Annotated in this window: 14 protein-coding genes and 1 pseudogene; 9 read left to right on the forward strand and 6 right to left on the reverse strand. The window is 54.8% G+C overall.

Annotation, left to right across the window (positions count from 1 at the left end):
* Nucleotides 1-40: 40 nt before the first annotated feature.
* On the reverse strand, nucleotides 41-1204 hold the full coding sequence (locus N5098_RS07550; RefSeq protein WP_267637152.1) for an MBL fold metallo-hydrolase: 1164 nt from the start codon (nucleotides 1202-1204) through the stop codon (nucleotides 41-43).
* A gap of 89 nt (nucleotides 1205-1293) precedes the next feature.
* Nucleotides 1294-3030 (reverse strand): Rieske (2Fe-2S) protein, encoded by a 1737-nt coding sequence (locus N5098_RS07555; protein ID WP_267637153.1) that lies wholly within the window; start codon nucleotides 3028-3030, stop codon nucleotides 1294-1296.
* A gap of 142 nt (nucleotides 3031-3172) precedes the next feature.
* Between N5098_RS07555 and N5098_RS07560 the strand changes: the two genes are divergently transcribed.
* The 3 genes from N5098_RS07560 (at nucleotide 3173) to N5098_RS07570 (ending at nucleotide 5778) form a co-directional block, all read left to right on the forward strand.
* Complete coding sequence (locus N5098_RS07560) at nucleotides 3173-3604, forward strand: Rieske (2Fe-2S) protein (RefSeq protein ID WP_267637154.1); 432 nt, start codon at nucleotides 3173-3175, stop codon at nucleotides 3602-3604.
* Between the two features lie 178 nt (nucleotides 3605-3782).
* Entirely contained in the window at nucleotides 3783-4925 is a 1143-nt protein-coding gene (gene dnaJ, locus N5098_RS07565) for a molecular chaperone DnaJ (protein ID WP_267637155.1), read from the forward strand.
* Nucleotide 4926: 1 nt separating this feature from the next.
* Nucleotides 4927-5778 carry a hypothetical protein gene (locus N5098_RS07570; RefSeq protein ID WP_267637157.1) on the forward strand — a complete coding sequence of 284 codons (852 nt, stop codon included), beginning with the start codon at nucleotides 4927-4929 and terminating at the stop codon, nucleotides 5776-5778.
* Here the strand turns inward: N5098_RS07570 and N5098_RS07575 are convergent.
* From N5098_RS07575 to N5098_RS07585, 3 genes are all read right to left on the reverse strand, one after another.
* Entirely contained in the window at nucleotides 5744-5944 is a 201-nt protein-coding gene (locus N5098_RS07575; RefSeq protein ID WP_267637159.1) for a DUF7333 family protein, read from the reverse strand. The two genes, N5098_RS07570 and N5098_RS07575, sit on opposite strands and share 35 nt — an antisense overlap.
* Nucleotides 5945-5988: 44 nt before the next feature.
* The gene (locus N5098_RS07580; protein WP_267637160.1) at nucleotides 5989-6735 is read right to left on the reverse strand and encodes a hypothetical protein; all 747 of its coding nucleotides are present in this window, start codon (nucleotides 6733-6735) and stop codon (nucleotides 5989-5991) included.
* 78 nt (nucleotides 6736-6813) lie between these two features.
* Nucleotides 6814-7605, reverse strand: a complete 792-nt coding sequence (locus N5098_RS07585) for an aldo/keto reductase (RefSeq protein ID WP_267637525.1) — start codon at nucleotides 7603-7605, stop codon at nucleotides 6814-6816.
* Nucleotides 7606-7770: 165 nt separating this feature from the next.
* Between N5098_RS07585 and N5098_RS07590 the strand changes: the two genes are divergently transcribed.
* Both N5098_RS07590 and N5098_RS07595 read left to right on the forward strand, forming a co-directional pair.
* Nucleotides 7771-8778, forward strand: coding sequence for an N-acetyltransferase DgcN family protein (locus N5098_RS07590; protein ID WP_267637161.1), 1008 nt, complete (start codon nucleotides 7771-7773; stop codon nucleotides 8776-8778).
* 7 nt (nucleotides 8779-8785) lie between these two features.
* Nucleotides 8786-10063 carry a sulfatase gene (locus N5098_RS07595; protein ID WP_267637162.1) on the forward strand — a complete coding sequence of 426 codons (1278 nt, stop codon included), beginning with the start codon at nucleotides 8786-8788 and terminating at the stop codon, nucleotides 10061-10063.
* A 296-nt stretch (nucleotides 10064-10359) separates the two neighbouring features.
* On the opposite strand, the gene N5098_RS07600 is transcribed toward N5098_RS07595, so the two are convergent.
* Nucleotides 10360-12294: a flippase activity-associated protein Agl23 gene (locus N5098_RS07600; protein ID WP_267637164.1), complete on the reverse strand. Its 1935-nt coding sequence runs from the start codon at nucleotides 12292-12294 to the stop codon at nucleotides 10360-10362.
* 144 nt (nucleotides 12295-12438) lie between these two features.
* Here N5098_RS07600 and N5098_RS07605 point away from each other — a divergent pair, with 144 nt between their 5' ends.
* From N5098_RS07605 to N5098_RS07620, 4 genes and pseudogenes are all read left to right on the forward strand, one after another.
* Nucleotides 12439-13176 carry a hypothetical protein gene (locus tag N5098_RS07605; RefSeq protein ID WP_267637526.1) on the forward strand — a complete coding sequence of 246 codons (738 nt, stop codon included), beginning with the start codon at nucleotides 12439-12441 and terminating at the stop codon, nucleotides 13174-13176.
* A gap of 57 nt (nucleotides 13177-13233) precedes the next feature.
* Nucleotides 13234-14256, forward strand: a complete 1023-nt coding sequence (locus N5098_RS07610; RefSeq protein ID WP_267637165.1) for a threonine ammonia-lyase — start codon at nucleotides 13234-13236, stop codon at nucleotides 14254-14256.
* Nucleotides 14257-14292: 36 nt separating this feature from the next.
* A pseudogene (locus N5098_RS07615) lies at nucleotides 14293-14583 on the forward strand (WNWW family protein); the annotation flags it as partial.
* Nucleotides 14584-14594: 11 nt separating this feature from the next.
* The gene (locus tag N5098_RS07620; protein ID WP_267637167.1) at nucleotides 14595-15842 is read left to right on the forward strand and encodes an MBL fold metallo-hydrolase; all 1248 of its coding nucleotides are present in this window, start codon (nucleotides 14595-14597) and stop codon (nucleotides 15840-15842) included.
* Nucleotides 15843-15878: the final 36 nt, after the last annotated feature.

Below are 15878 nucleotides of genomic sequence, written 5' to 3' on the forward strand. Positions count from 1 at the left end.
ACGTCACACGACCACGGCTCACTCTCAAGAGAGATTGTTATCAGCTATCGACAGCACAGTTGTTTGGCCCGAGTTCCAACTCAAACGCTTTTTCATCCGAAACGGACTCTCGGCCGAGATTGATGTCAATTATTTGTTCGTAATTGTTTGGCCGCGGCGGTAGGTCCGTCACCATCCGGTCGATGAACTCCTGTTTGTCGTCTCCGAACACTCCGAGTCCCTCACGCAATGACCCCAACGTTGCGGTAAACGTTCCATCGCTTTCAGGGGCAGTCCGGGCACTGACGTGGGCTGGTGCGATTCGCATCTCGTCAGGCAGCGTCTCGACTCGTTGGAGGGATTCCCAGAGGTGTGCTGCTGCTTCTCTGGCAGCGTCCTCATCTTCGAGGTCAGGCCGAGCAACGCTGTCAAGGAATAGTGTATCCCCGGTCACAAACACACCGCCAAACCGGTAGCCGGTCATTTCTGTCGTATGACCGGGTAGGCCGACGGCTTCAATTGTCTCGCTGCCAAGAGAGACTGTTTCGCCTGCTTCAATCAACGTTGCGTCGAACGAGAGGCCACGCTCCGTTGCTTTTGCAGGGAAGACAGAACGACAGTCACTCAACTCTGCGACCGCTCGCACACCGCTTACGTGGTCCGCATGAACGTGCGTTTCGATGGCATACTGAACAGTCGCATCACGCTTGCGGGCCTCGGCAACGTAGTCAGAGGCAAATGCACGAAGTGGGTCGATAACTGCGGCTTCGTCTCCGGAGACCAGCAGGTACGCAAGGCAGTTACTCGACGGGCGATGGAATTGGACAACAGTAACGTCTCCGGCTGTCTCAACGGGCCGAATCTCTTCGAGCCGTGCCCAGCCTTCCATCCCCTCCTCAAGCGCGAGCACGTCCCATCCCTCGCGGGCAAGAAACTTTCCAACGTACAGACTGGAGATACCTTTTGCACAGCACGTCACGAGTGGGCCGTCTGGAACCCTTGCTGGCACGCTTGCTGCTGGTTTTGTTTCATCTGCGTCGAGAAACTCGGTAAATGGAACGTTGACTACCGTGAGATTCTCGTGAGTGAGCTTCCACGCTTGGAAGTCTGCTTCCCGGCGTGTATCTACCATTGTCCACTCCTCACCGTCGTCGAGTCGCCGCTTAAATGCAGTCGGGGAAAGTGACTCGACCGAAATGTCGAGTGTCGGGAACTTTGCTGCCATACCAACTCTTGTAGCGATGTTTGCAAGAATGTTTTCACGCTGTCGAGTGAACATGCCGCCTATCTATACCGTACAGACGCCAAAAGAGTTCACTCGCTTCCGTGCAGTTGATCTCCACGATGGAGACGGCGAGCGATCTCAAACGTCTGCTCTGAGGAGCGCCGTGTCGGAAAGTGTGCAGACATATACCGAGCAGTCCCAACCAATGGTAGACGTTTTTGTCGCTCAGTGTCTGCCCGCTGGAACCGGCGAACCGCACCCTCGACGTTTTGAAGTGTATGGAACTGTGGGTCCTCGCGTAACAACCCCTCTCCGAGTGTCTGGATAAGCTTTTTTGCGGTGCCACCAGCCACAAAGTGCTCGGTAACGAGTCGTCCCGCCTCATCGACTGCGCCTTGACGGTCAAATGCATTGAGTAGCTCAGTTCGAATCTCTTCTGGGGGACGCTCTGTCTGGGTGGGTTCGGGAATCGGTGCCGCCGGCTCGTTGAGGAAGCGGTTGAGATAGACGCTTATTGCCCCATCAAAAGCCGGGCGGTAGGCTTCTGTGGCTTCAGTCCGACGTGCAAGTTCGTGTGCAGCGTTTGCGTAGCTGAACGTATGGTGAACTGTATCCCAGTCGTTGAACTCGTTGCTTGTGGCAAACTGGGCAACTCGTCGTGTTGCTGCCGTGGCCACAGCGTCGGTTAGCTGTGGTGCTGTCGCACCGTCGGCGATGGCATCACAGAGGTGGTCGATGATCGCTTCGGGGTCGTCCGACAGAAGTCTGTCAACAAACTCGTCGGGCTGACTCCAGGTGCTGGTGTCGCCTGTGGCGACGAGGTCGGGAAGTCGTTCGTGAGCGTCGAAGACAAGCGTCGCAACATCGACTGGTTGCCGCCACGACGATTGTTCCTCAGCTCGACTTGCCTCAGTCAACTGCTCGACGGTCGCCCCAAGCACGTCGGGAGCCTTCTCCCAGCCGACATGGTCAAGCGTTTCACAGGCTTTGTTGATGAAATCGAGTGTGTGGCTGTTGTTGAGGTACAGATGGTCCGTCGCTGTCGCGACCAGTATTTCGATGATATCTGCCCGTGGCAGGGTCGCTGCTGCAGTTCTTATAATTCGTTCTGCCCCATTGCTGTCTCTGACCTCACAGTTTTCTTGAAACCACGATTTAAGCCGTTGCTTCGTTAGCTCCTCATTGTCTAGGGCGTACTGGTCAAACCGGGCGGGAGAGCCGGAAACGTTGTCTGCGACCTCCTGTGTGCCGATATACATAGCGCGTCTTTTCTGGTCGTGGTCAACCCAGTCGTAAAGATTCGCCATCGTCCCAAGTGTCGTCAGCCCGCGTCCCCAGCCCGCAGCACGGTAGTTTATCCCGAAATCTACGGTTGTCGACAACGGTGTCGAGAACCCTTCGTCGTGGGTGTCGAGATTGAGAACAGCTTTCGCCATGACAAGCGGGATGTTCTCTGCTAAGCCGTCGACGAGACGGTTTCGCCAGTGCGTTGCAGGAGAAACAGTACGTTCAGGGTCAGGGTCGAGGTAAACATCGCCATCCTGAATCGCTGTTGGATAGGTCTGTACGTCATCGGCCCAGATGTCGAACGTATCTCCACAGGATAGCTCGAACCGGGCGTGATGCCAGTGGCATGTCACGATACCATCCTCAACGCTCCCTTTCGAGAGCGGAAACCCCATGTGTGGACACCGATTGTCGACCGCGTACACATCGTCATCGTGATGGAATAGGACGACTGCATTTCCATGTGGCGACACTAGTTGTCGGCCATCTGATTCGAGTGATTCAACGTCTGTAACGCGGACATAGCTATCTGAAACCATGTTCTGTTGATGGCTGTGAACTCATGTAAAGGCTTGCTGCAATCGGTTTTTGAAAGATTTCGTATGAAAACCACATTATAATCGGTAGCTGTTTTAGAACAGACTTCGAGAGAATTATACCCGAGAGTTCGTAACCCGAGATATGACAGATCGGCATCGGTTGACCAGTGTCGACACGGTTGAAGAAGACGGGGCGTGGCTGTTTACGGTTCGTGACGCTCACGACATCAATCAGGAGGTCATGCTTGTGCCTTGCGAGGATAGCAGTCAGAAAGTAAACGCCTATATCAACACCTGTACGCATGAACAGCAACCCCTCTATCGTGATGAGGTTGGGGTTGTAATGCGGGATGGCGGTGTCGTCTGTCCGAAGCACGGTTCGGTCTTTGACTCCTGTTCTGGAGAGTGTGATAATGGTCCTGCTACGGGCACCACGCTCTCAGAGATTGCTATCGATGTTGATGACGGACAGGTGTACCTGACTGATGACAGCGTCGACTTCCTCTGGGGCGGGGGTGACACCGACGATGATGATGATGGGAGTCCAAGCTCGACGTCACACCTGCGATTTTAGCTGACTACAGGCGCTAATCCCCCGTCTTCAACGAGTGGACAGCATCGGCCACAAGCGAGTAAGGTAGGCTAATTCACTGGCCTGTAAGGGGGTTCGGTCTTCTTTTCGAGGGTCTACAGTAGCGGCGAAATCGAAGGGAGTGGCTTTTGTATGAGAACAAAGTAATTGGGGATAACAGATGAGCGAGGACTTCTACGATATCCTTGGCGTATCCCAGGACGCTTCCGAAGACGAAATAGAGGAGGCGTACCGCAATGCTGTCCGTAAATATCACCCGGACGTGAGTGACGAACCCGACGCAGAGGAGAAGTTCAAGAAAGCCAAGAAGGCAAAAGAGGTACTGACAGATGATGAAAAGCGCCGCCAGTACGACCAGATGGGTCACGAGCGGTTCTCTGAAGCCCAAAAGCGCGGCGGCGTCGGTGGTGGGAGACGGCAGGGAGGCGGCGGCGACCCGTTCGGTGGTGGTGGCTCGTTCAACGACGTGCAGGATATCTTCGACCAGTTCTTCGGTGGCGGCGGCCAGTCACGAAGTCGACCACAGAGCGGCCGTGACCTCAAAACATCTCTCACGGTCGACCTCGAAACCGCATATCACGGTGCCGAAAAAGAAATCACTGTCGCCCGTCCCGAAGAGTGTGGCGACTGTAGCGGGCGTGGGCATCCGCCGAGTGCGGACTCCCAGACATGTCCGGAATGTAACGGTAGCGGACAGGTGACACAGGTCCAACAGACTGCCTTTGGCCGGATGCAACAGCGCTCGACTTGTCGTCGCTGTGAGGGACAAGGCACCCTTTATGAGGAGACTTGTTCGAGCTGTCGAGGTGATGGCATCGTACGCAATGAGGCAACGCTCCAAGTCGAAATCCCGCCCGGTATCCGCAGCGGACAGACGCTCCGAATGGACGGCGAAGGTGCACCCGGTGAACAGGGCGCGCGAAAAGGAGACCTCCATGTTGAAATCTCTGTCAGTGACCATCCTGACTTCGAGCGTGACGGTAACGACCTCAAAATGCGAAAACCGATTTCGTTCCCACAGGCTGTCTTCGGCGATACGCTCGAAGTAGAGACGTTCGACGGACCGGTTGAGTTTGATATTGACGACGGAACCCAGAGTGGCGAGACATTCCGTCTCAGCGGGAAAGGTATTCCACGCCTGCGGCGGCGTGGTCATGGCGACCTCTACGTGCAGGTGCAAGTCGTGACCCCAGATAGCCTGAACGAGGAACAGCAAGAGGCGCTCGAAGCGTACGCCGAAGCAGGCGGCGAAGATGTTGAGGTCGACAGAGGCTTTTTCGACCGGCTCAAAAGTACCTTCTGAGATGGGTACATCCCACGTCAGTGAGTACGAAACGCTAAAAGATATTGTTGGGGCCGGTCGCAATCGTGAGGGGACAGCTCTTGATATCACTGGGCGCGCAGCACCGTACAGCTACAATAAGTTCTGTACGAACATCTGGAAGGCAGGAAATCTTCTTGGGCATTACGGCGTCCATACGATGGGTGAACTGGCTGTCGCAATTGGACCTAAATCTGTCGGCGATAAATCGCCCGACAGCAGCTCGCGGTCACACGAGCTAGGTGGACTCGACGCTGGAGAGCCGCTGCTTGCAGCCTTCGGCGGGATGATACTCGGAGCAGTTGTCGATGTTGTCCCTGATGAACCGGTCGACGCACCGGCACTCGTCGCGCCGGCACAGTGGCAGATGGAGGCAGCACCCGGGTGTCGCAATCTAGCCTACGGTGGTCCACCCGAGGCGTCAGAGGTTATCCACTTCGAACGCTCTGTCTGGAGCGAGAATCCTATCGAACCACCGGAGCAGGTGACACCCGACGATGAAGCACTTCGGTTTGCCAACGAAACGTGGACACATGAAGAGTTGCTTATGAGTGTCTCAGAGCTAGTGTCGTCTTACGATATTAGCACCGGCACAACTGTGATGTTGGAGGCACCGCTGACTGAACCGGGAGCGTTTACCGCCGGTATTCTTGCACCGTTTGCTGTTGGTGCCACAGTCGTCATCCCCGAAAATCAGCCACATGTCGATAACAAAAATGCGAACGGTACGGAATTAGAAGCGTCAACGCGCGTTGTTACAGCAGAGCAGACCGGCGAAAAACTGATTCCGGCAAGTAAAATCACAGACTCGATGCGCGAGATTCACCGGCAATAACGCCGAGCGCAAACGTAATTGCTGCGAAGACGACCATCGATGGCAGTACCATCGTAAACAGCGTATCCTGCCCCATCACGTCCATCATCCACAACCCGAGAAACCCGGCAGCGATGATTGCTGCGACGATACCGCCTGAAGCTGGGACACTAAGTCTTGGTGCCATAGCTGAGTTTGAGGACTCAGTGTGTAAATAATTTTAGGAACTGGCTACTCACCTTTCGGTCGGATGAGGTCGGCCAACGAGACGAGGATGCCAAGCACCCAACCGACCGGGAACGAGACAACAAACCAGATGATTGCGTGGTCGTGTTCTTGACGGTTGAACCGTTCGCCAAGAGGGTCCGTGATTGCTTCTGGCCCTGTCTGGAATGCCCAGCGGAACAAATCATCACCTTGGTCAATGATAATTTCACCCAGTGGCTCCCAGAACAGTGCTGCGACAACTGGCGGCAAGAAGAGTGCAGTCATCGCAAACGGGTAGGCAAACAGGACTGTAATGAACCGCCCACCGAGTTGCCAGAAGATATACGACAGCGCTGCGGCGACGACGGCAACAGCACTGGCGGCAGAGATCCCAACAACTGCACCTTCCTGTAAGACTCCCTGTAACTGGAAATAGACAAGGGCAGTGAGGCCACCCCAAAGAAGTGTAAACACCAGTATCACGCCGAAAAAGCCCAAACGAGAAGCCGTCATGTTGAGTTTTCGGGCTTGGTATCTGAAGAAGTATCCCAACAATACTAGCGGGTAGAAGATGCTGATGATAGGAATACCCAGCGCATACCAGAGCCGATAACTAATTACTTCACTGGTGTTCTCGGGTTTCCACTTGCCGAGTACAGTTCCTGCTGCCCCCCGCTGTCTGGGGAAAAACATCTCCATCCACGTCTCATGCATCAGTTGGACATCATATTTGATTGCGCCCAACGTTCCCTGTTCGTTCCCGGCAGCCATATGTCCCAATTTTTTGACGGCCCCGTGTATATGCTTTCCTGACGCTTCCGAAAAAGACAGGACTCTGCCGTCGACGCCTTAGCTCCAAGCGTCCGGGCCGAAATCAGGGTCCACTTTGCGGTTGCGTGTTGTAATATCGTCTATTTCTGCAAGCTCTTGGTCGCTGAGTGTGATATCGAGACTCTCCCAATTGTCGCGAATATGGGCAGTGCTTGTCGCCTTTGGAATCGCCGTAACTCCTCTGGCACGGAGCCACGCAAGGGCAACCTGTGCCTCGCTTGCATCGTGGCTGTCAGCAATGTTGGCGAGTGTTTCGTTCCCAATGACATCGCTCCGGGCGAGTGGTGAGTACGCGACAAGTTCGAGGTCTGTCGACTCGGCGTACTCTCTCAGGGCTGTCTGTGGCAAGAACGGATGCGTTTCGACCTGGTTGGCAAAGAGCGGCGCATCGAGATGCTCTCTGGCTTCGTCGACGTGGTCTGGCTCGAAATTCGAGACACCGACGTTCCGGATGACGCCATCGTCGTAGAGCTCATCGAAGGCACGGAGTGTCTCCGAGGGGTCGTACTCGCCCGCCGGCCAGTGGACGTACAGCAAGTCGAGATACTCTGTACCGAGCTTGTCGAGACTCTCTTCTGTCGAGGACAGGACATCTTCGTACGAGAGGTTCGTAATCCAGACCTTGGTTGCAAGGAAGATATCGTCGCGGGAAACATCTGCACGCTCGATGCCGTCGCCGACAGCATCTTCATTTTTGTATATCTGGGCCGTATCGATGTGGCGATACCCCATCTCAAGGGCAGTCTGTACGCTCTTGGCACACTCGTCAGGATTGTCGTTCTCCCAGGTCCCGAGTCCGAGCATTGGCATTGTTTCAGCAACTGGCACGTCTGCTGGTGTCGGTGACATAGAAAGCACTCGGGCTGGCAGCACAAAATGCGTTCGGAAACAGCACCGCGGGAATTTCTGGACAGATTAGCTGTGTGAGCCGACAGAACAGTATCCTTTTAGTGTATCCGGGTGGCGACACAGAGTATGCGCGTAGCAATCCTCGCCCACGAGAAGTTCCCTGAGCGAGCGAAGACTGCGGTCGGGGTGCTTCGATACAGTGACCACGAAATCGTCGGTGTCCTTGACCGCGAGCACGCTGGTGAGCGCGTTACGGATTATATACCAGATGTACAGGACGCACCAATCGTCGAAACGATGGCAGAAGTGCCGGAGTGTGATGCTCTCATTATCGGTGTTGCTCCCATCGGTGGCGGATTCGAGGAATCGTGGCGAGCAGATATTCGGACAGCAATTGAGCACGGCTGTGATATCGTCGCCGGTCTCCACTACTTCCTTTCTGACGACGATGAATTCGGGGCACTTGCTGACGAACACGACGTTGAACTCCGTGATGTTCGCAACCCACCAGATGATCTCACTGTCGCCGATGGTAATGCAAAGGACGTAGACGGGGACGTTGTCCTTACGGTGGGAACAGATTGTTCGTCAGGCAAGATGACGACCTCATTCGAGTTACGTAATGCGGCTCGCGAGCGCGGACTCGATGCAGCGGTTGTCCCGACTGGCCAGACTGGAATCATGATAACTGGGTGGGGAATCGCTGTTGACCGTGTTATCTCCGATTTCGCTGCTGGCGCAACAGAGCGACTCATCAACGAGGCTGGCGACCACGATATCTTGTTTGTCGAGGGGCAGGGGTCACTTGCACACCCAGCGTATTCAGGAGTTACTACGTCGATTCTGCACGGAGCACAGCCCGATTCGATGGTCCTCTGTCACGTCGCCGGAAAAGAGACTGTCGGGGGCTATCCGGAGTTCGAGGTTCCGAGCCCCGAAACGTACGTCCAGTTGTATGAAGACGTAGCCGCGCCGATAACGGATGCGACGGTTGATGCTGGCGTCATCAACACGAGCGGGATGGACGAAATAGAAGCTGACCCAACAATCGCACGCTACAGCGAACAAATCGGTGTCCCGGCGACAGACCCTGTCCGCCACGGTGCGGACGAGATACTAGACGCTATCCTCTGATGACAGGATGAACAAGCAGCCTACTGTCGTCTTATTCGTTCTCGACACCGTTCGCCGTGACCGGGTTTCAGCTTATGGATACGACCGAGAAACGACACCTGCGTTCGACGAGTTTGCGAAGAAGGGGACGCTTTTCGAGGATGCGGTCTCGCAGTCATCGTGGTCCGTACCAAGCCACGCGTCGCTATTTACCGGCGAGTATCCGACCACACATGGCGCAACGACTGTCCGTCCAGTTTTACGGGCAACGAATCCACTCCCGGCCCGGCTCGCCACGACAGGATACGAAACGTATGCAGTTTGTCCAAATGTATACATTCGCCCGGCAACGGGATTTGGGACTGGGTTTGACGAGTTCTATACTGGCCGTCGCATGAGTGTTCCCGAGTCGGTCATCCAGTACACGGGGTCAGCGGTGAACCGAATCACTGCAACCCCCGCAATTCGTCGACCACTGGAGCGAGCGTTTAACTGGTGGCAGTTCCGTGGACCCAAAACGGGCACCACCTCACCGCCGACCTATGGCCTGCTCGAACGTGTTGAATCAATTGTTGAGAACGCGAGCGAACCATTCTTTCTTTTTGTTAACCTCCCCCATTCACATCTCCCACGGTCGCCGGCTCCTGAGTACAGGGACAAGTTTGTCGACGACGGTCTTCCTGTTGACGCGGTCTCACGGAACGGCTGGCAACATACACATGCTGGGCAAGGAATGAGTTCCGGAGAGCGGGCTGCCATGAGCCAACTGTACGACGCCGATGTCCGGACCGCTGATGACCGTCTTCGGGACCTTCTCGGTTGTCTCAACGACCGCGGTGTGACTGATGATGCACTAGTTATCGTTACTGCAGACCATGGCGAACATCTTGGAGAGAACGGTCTCGTAGGTCACCAACACAGCGTCTTTGACCCGGTCGTCTCGGTACCCCTCGCCGTCGATTTTCCGTCAAACGCTCCTGAGAGGATTACCGGACAGGTCGAAACACGCCGTATCTACCAGACAATCCTCGACACCGCTGGAGTCGCGCCGTATCCAGACCGCTCGCTCTTGTCGACGAACCCAGATGAAACTGCTCGGGGCTCGTACTCAAGTCCAATGTTAGACCTGTCGAAACTCCTGCAAGACAAGAGTATCGAGTACGGTGCAGAGTTTCTCGGAGAACCACTGACGTTTCGGCGAAAACACGGGAAGAAGCTCCTGTGCTTCGACGGAGACTGCTGGGAAGTCCCGGGCAGTGACTCAGATAGCCGTTGTCTCTCCCCAACCACACGTATCGCCAGATAACAGCGGGCTTTCGCTAATCGAAAAAGACGTTACAACACCAGTGGAAGTACCTATACAAGAATACCCAGACGGACCTTTGGTCTGTACGCTCAGTCGTGAACAACAGTCATCTTTTCTAAGAGGCCCCACAGTTGGGACAGTTGCTCTGCATTTTGGCCTCTCAATACCTGTTTGACACACCTGACGGGCAGTGTTCTCTCTGCTGGATTCGGGTCGGCTCCGCTTGTGCTAACTAAATACAGGCACTGATGATGAGGGTTGGACTGTACCTGTTTGCCTTGGCTACAGACGAATGGCTACGATTGGTCAGTAGACTGTTGGGTGTAGACAACTACTTCTTCGCCAACGTTTCGGAGGTAGTACGACTGTTTAGTATACGAGTCGTCGAAGGCATTCTCTGGAACAGTCGAATCTCCAGGGACAGTGATAACTATGGGTATATCGCCATCAGTGACCGACGATGCAAGTTGCGTCGGGCTCCGTTCACAGTCTGCCTGTGAGCCTGTAACCGAGAAATACCAGTTCAGTGGCTGTGATTCGCCCCATACCGAGCATGTCGGCTCGACCTGCCAGTCACCAGCGAAGCTGCGACTGATGTTACGATGTACTAGTGCTTCACCATCCTCGTAGCTTTGATTTTTCTCACCGTAGTAGAGCATCACGTCTGTTCCTTGGTTCTCAGCAGCAACCTCCTCCATGCTCTCAATGAGCGGCCCAAGGTCTGAGGCTGGCTGAGCGTACTGTACAAGTTCGTTATCGTCTGCTGTATCGTTGAGATACACTGCCTGCGCTGGAATAGCCCATCCCCAGACCCCGACCAACAAGACGAGAACCGCAACCACAACAACTGGATTAACTGACCTCTTGGCTACCAGCTCACGGATCCGGTCATACGTCCATGCAACACCGACAGACGCAGGGACGAGCAGCGGGATAATAACGTGTACTGAGAGCCATCCTGAGTCACCCTGAATATGCGAGCCCAGCGGATACCCGACCAGTGATGCAACCCCACAATAGGACATGAACATGATGAGCGCCCGTGAGTGCTCGCTCGCGTATCTCTCGAAAATAATTCCCAAGAGGGCAAAGGCAGTCATAAGCGGCGCGTATTCGATGAGAATGGTGACATAATCTCCGAGAAAAGAAATGTAGGTGTCCAGTGTTGTTCCCTCGGACTGTGCAAACCATTCGATATACCCGCTGTACGCTTCGTTGAGTGTTTCGTCGACCAATGTGGGGACCTGTCCCGGGCTGCCGACTGCATCTTTAAGTGTAACCGGGTCAGCGTCAGTAGTTGGGTTGAATCGCCTTTCCTTTCCTTGACCGCGGGGCGCAAACACGACGACCAGAGTTGCGACAAATGAGAGGAACCCAGCGATTGCATAATCTATACGATACGCAGCTGCCTTCAAACTGTTCCAGTACGTGCCAAACCGCTCGGTTACGTGGTCGAGTCCAGTGGTTTCGCTTGCTGGACGGTGGAGATACTGGTCAGCAAGCACCCCAAGAGCACCTCCCCAGGTGAGTAGATAGATGATAGCGTTTTCTTTCGAGCCAAATCCAAGCCCGAAGACGACACCGGCAACAAGGAGGTACCGGACCTTTCGCGTGTCGTAGAAACGAACCAACAGTCCGAACGCGGTAAACATGAATGCGGCGACGAGCACGTCACTTCGCATGAACCGTGAGTAGTAGAGGAGAACTGGGTTCAAAGCAAGCAAGACAGCGAGGGCGACGGTTTCGGTACGCCGAAGATGCTTCCGGTAGAGGGTCGCGCTAAGTGGCAGGACTCCTCCGACAACTGCGACAGGCAAGCGCGCTGTGAAGTCATTGACACCAAAGAACTCGAACATTCGTGCTGCAGCGAGCTGTGCGAGTGGTCCGTGCTCTTCATAATGGTAGGCAGACGCCCCAGTGTCAGTATAGAAGTACGACCAGTACGCGACCCGTGCTTCGTCCCAGTGTGCGGCTCGTGCCCCCAGTGCGACGAGTCGCAACACTATCGCAAGGAGTGTAATTGCACCAACAACGCGAAACAGCGTGAGAGACTCGTATCGGTCGAATAACGCTTTTTTCCCCGACTCAGATAGGTTCTTCGACGAATCTTCATCGGCCGTTTCAGCCGATCTGTCGGGAGATAACGGCATTTCGTCTTCATTTTGACTCGCATGTGTCTCTCCGTTGAGGCCCTCGCCGTCGTTTTCGTCATCTGCGGGACGACCGCTCATATCTACCATCCCGGAGGGCTTCCAATAGAATGGTTACGGTTGCGTCTCGCTATCGTAAACTCTGTATCGCGGACTACTCTTAGACGTAACCATCGCCCCGTATATTTCGCTGCAGGTAAGTAGATGTGCCCCATAGAAAGCAGTGTGATTGTCGTCGCGACGGAGGATTTTGAACTCTATCACGAGATTGTCACTGAACTCCGAGACCGCAGTCTCTCATTTACCACTATCGAACCCGACGACGAGATACCAGCCAACGCAACCGCTATTGTGACCAGTGTCGCTGATCCAACCCCTGAAACAGATATCCCTGTAATTACGGGAGAGCCGGGTAACCCACGAGAGACAGTCGAAGACGTCATTGCGGTCGTGCGGGGGAACAATGGACGAACCGTTATCGGAATCGACCCCGGAGAGACGCCCGGTATTGCTGTCCTGTCCGGTGACATGGTTGTTGCCACGTATCAGGTCCAACCGAGCGAGGTCGCCGAGATTGTCCACGAGGAAGCGACAGATTTTGCCGAACCACTGGTTCGAATTGGCGATGGCGCTCGTCTCATCGGTGCCCGCATTATCGACGATATCGAGGACGTACCAATCGAACTTGTCGATGAAACGGGGACGACACCATACCTCGGGACTGGAGCAGGAGAGCGTGGCATGGCAGACATTCTTGCGGCCGTCAACATTGCACAGATGGAGGGAAAACGAGTCGAAAGCAGAGATGTCCAGCCCACAGACGGTGAGCTACAGCGAATCAAGGAGCGCTCCCGTGAGCAGAGTGCCGAAAACCGTGCTATCGGTGAGGAATTAGCCCGTCGGGTGGCGGCTGGTGAGTTGACAATCAAAGAAGCACTCTCTAAACATCAAGAGAGTACATGAGTCCGGTGGCTGTCGGCAACCGGAAACTTATACCACGATACCGCCCACATAGCAAGTATGGCAGATGGGTACCAACCGGTCGACTCCCCCGACCAGACGACAGTGTTCCCGTATCACGAGTTGACGCCACCGACGACAGCTGACGTATACGAAGCACGCGAGCAGGTGTCGAGACACCTCCCGAAGACACCGCTAGTCCGAAGCGATTGGCTTTCTGAGGAACTTGATGCAGACATTTATCTCAAGCGCGAAGACACGTTGCCGACAGGTGCGTTCAAGATCCGTGGCGGGATTGCGCTGGGGGCAAACGTTGATGAGGAGTTCAGAGAGCACGGGTTGATAGCTGCGAGTACAGGAAACCACGGCCAGTCAGTCGCATATGCTGGTCAGAAATTCAACGTCCCGGCAACGATTTGTGTTCCTGAAGACGTAAACCAATCCAAAGTCAGCTCGATGGAAACATACGGGGCAGACATCAAGTATTATGGTGAGGATTACGACGAGGCACGAACGCGTGCCGAGGAGATGGCAGTCGAAAGACAGTATCGGTATGTGCATTCAGCCAACGAGCCAGATCTCGTCGCAGGAGTCGGAACTGCAGGGCTTGAAATTGTCGAGGAACTCCCCGACGTGGACCTCGTTTTCTCTCCTATCGGTGGCGGGACCTGTGCTTCAGGGTTCTGTTTGACTATCGGCGACATCCTCGGCAGCGATGTCATCGGTGTCCAGTCTGCACAGGCACCAGCAGCACATCGTGCATGGGAAGAAGGCCATCTCAAACCACACGACAGAATGGAGACAACAGCGGAAGGATTGGCAACTCGTGTCCCATTCGCGATGACGATGGATATACTCCGCGACAAACTGTCCGATTTCGTCTTGGTTGACGATGAGGCCACGCTCGATGCACTCCGAGACATGATTGTCCGGTCGGGAATTATCATGGAAGGAGCATGTGCAACAACGATTGCCGCCGCGCTTGCACATCCGGAACTGGTCCGCGGACAGACTGTCGTGTTGCCAGTAACTGGGCGGAACCTCGCGGCGGACAAACTTTCGTGGTTGCTTGAGGGTCGATGACGGCCAACATTCAAGACGGTCCCCCCCACACAGTCGTTTGTGGACCGCGAACGCCTCGTTGAAGAGCTTGCTGATGCTTTCGGTGGTACTGAGACTGCATTACGGGCAGTGTCCCGGCAGGCCCGGGATCTTACAGATTCCGGACGAATTGAGGAAGATTTGGAGTATAAACCGACTGTCGAAGACGTGCTCTCAAATCTCGAAGACGCTCCTGAAGAGTATTCGGTAATCGAGCGATGGAACTGGTGGATTGGCTCGCTTGAACTCTCTTATGGCGATTACCAACGCTTTCGCGTACGCTCTGACATAGAAGATCCGGCGGAGTAAGGTATCTGATTATGAATATCAACTTTCTTGGTGGCGCTCGTGAAGTCGGCCGGAGTGCAATTCTCATCAATGACTCATTGTTACTTGATTACGGACTAGAAACCTCGAACCCACCACGGTACCCAGTTGGCGAGATCGACCCGGAAGCCGTAGTCGTCAGTCACGGACATCTTGACCATGTGGGGGCTGTGCCTTCACTCCTCTCTGGCACTGCAAGACCGCCGATTCACTGGACACCACCGACGAGAGCGCTCGCATTACGACTTGCGGAAGATACGCTCAAAATCCACGGGAATACGCCCCAGTGTCCGTTCACAGAGACACATGTTCGGCGCATGACGCAGGTTTCGGAAACACAGATGTATGGCCAACCGTTCCAAGCGGCTGGACACGAGGTAACGTTATTAAACGCAGGCCATATTCCCGGTAGTGCACATGTACTGGTCGACGACGGTGAAACAACATTACTCTATACCGGCGACATTGGACCACTTGATATCGATAGCAGGGGTCAGCGACTGGTTACGGGAACGACTGCACGACCCGATGCAGATGTCGTCATCACTGAAAGTACCTACGCTACACAAGAACACGATGACCGGGCGGACGTAGAAAACAGGTTCGTCGAGAGCATCGAGACAACAATCTGGCAGGGCGGGACCGTTATTGTCCCGGTCTTTGCCATCGGGCGGGCACAAGAGATTATGTTGGTATGTGCCGCCAATGATATCGACTGTTATCTTGATGGCATGGCGACTGAGGTCACAGGGTTGGTCCGTCAGTATCCGTCATTCCTCCGGGACCCAGAGGCACTTCAGCGAGCGAAATCAAACGCCCGATTCGTGACGGGAAAGGACGGACAACGAAAGCGCATCGCTGACCAGAATACAGTTATTTTGACGACTGCCGGAATGCTCGGAGGTGGGCCTGTCGTCTCCTACATTCCCCATATCCGACAGAATCCGACGAATAAGGTTGCTCTTACGGGGTATCAGGTTGATGGAACGCCGGGCAAGGAACTGGTTGATACTGGACGTGCCGAGTTCGACGGACGGGTTTTGCCTGTTAGTGCACAGGTCGAGCAATACAACTTTTCAGCACATGCAGACCGTGAGGAGCTCCAGTCGTTTCTGGAGCCATACGAGAGCTCAAAGATTCTGGTCAACCACGGCGACCAGTGTGAGCAGTTCGCTACGTTCCTTCGACAAGACGGCTATGAGGCGACTGCTCCACCACTGGCAGAAAGTATTGACACGTAGTCCTGTCAAGACGACTGTTCTCGCTTTGGCTTGAGA

The sequence above is a fragment of the Halovenus rubra genome, assembly GCF_026586665.1.
GTDB classification, from domain to species: Archaea; Halobacteriota; Halobacteria; order Halobacteriales; family Haloarculaceae; genus Halovenus; species Halovenus rubra.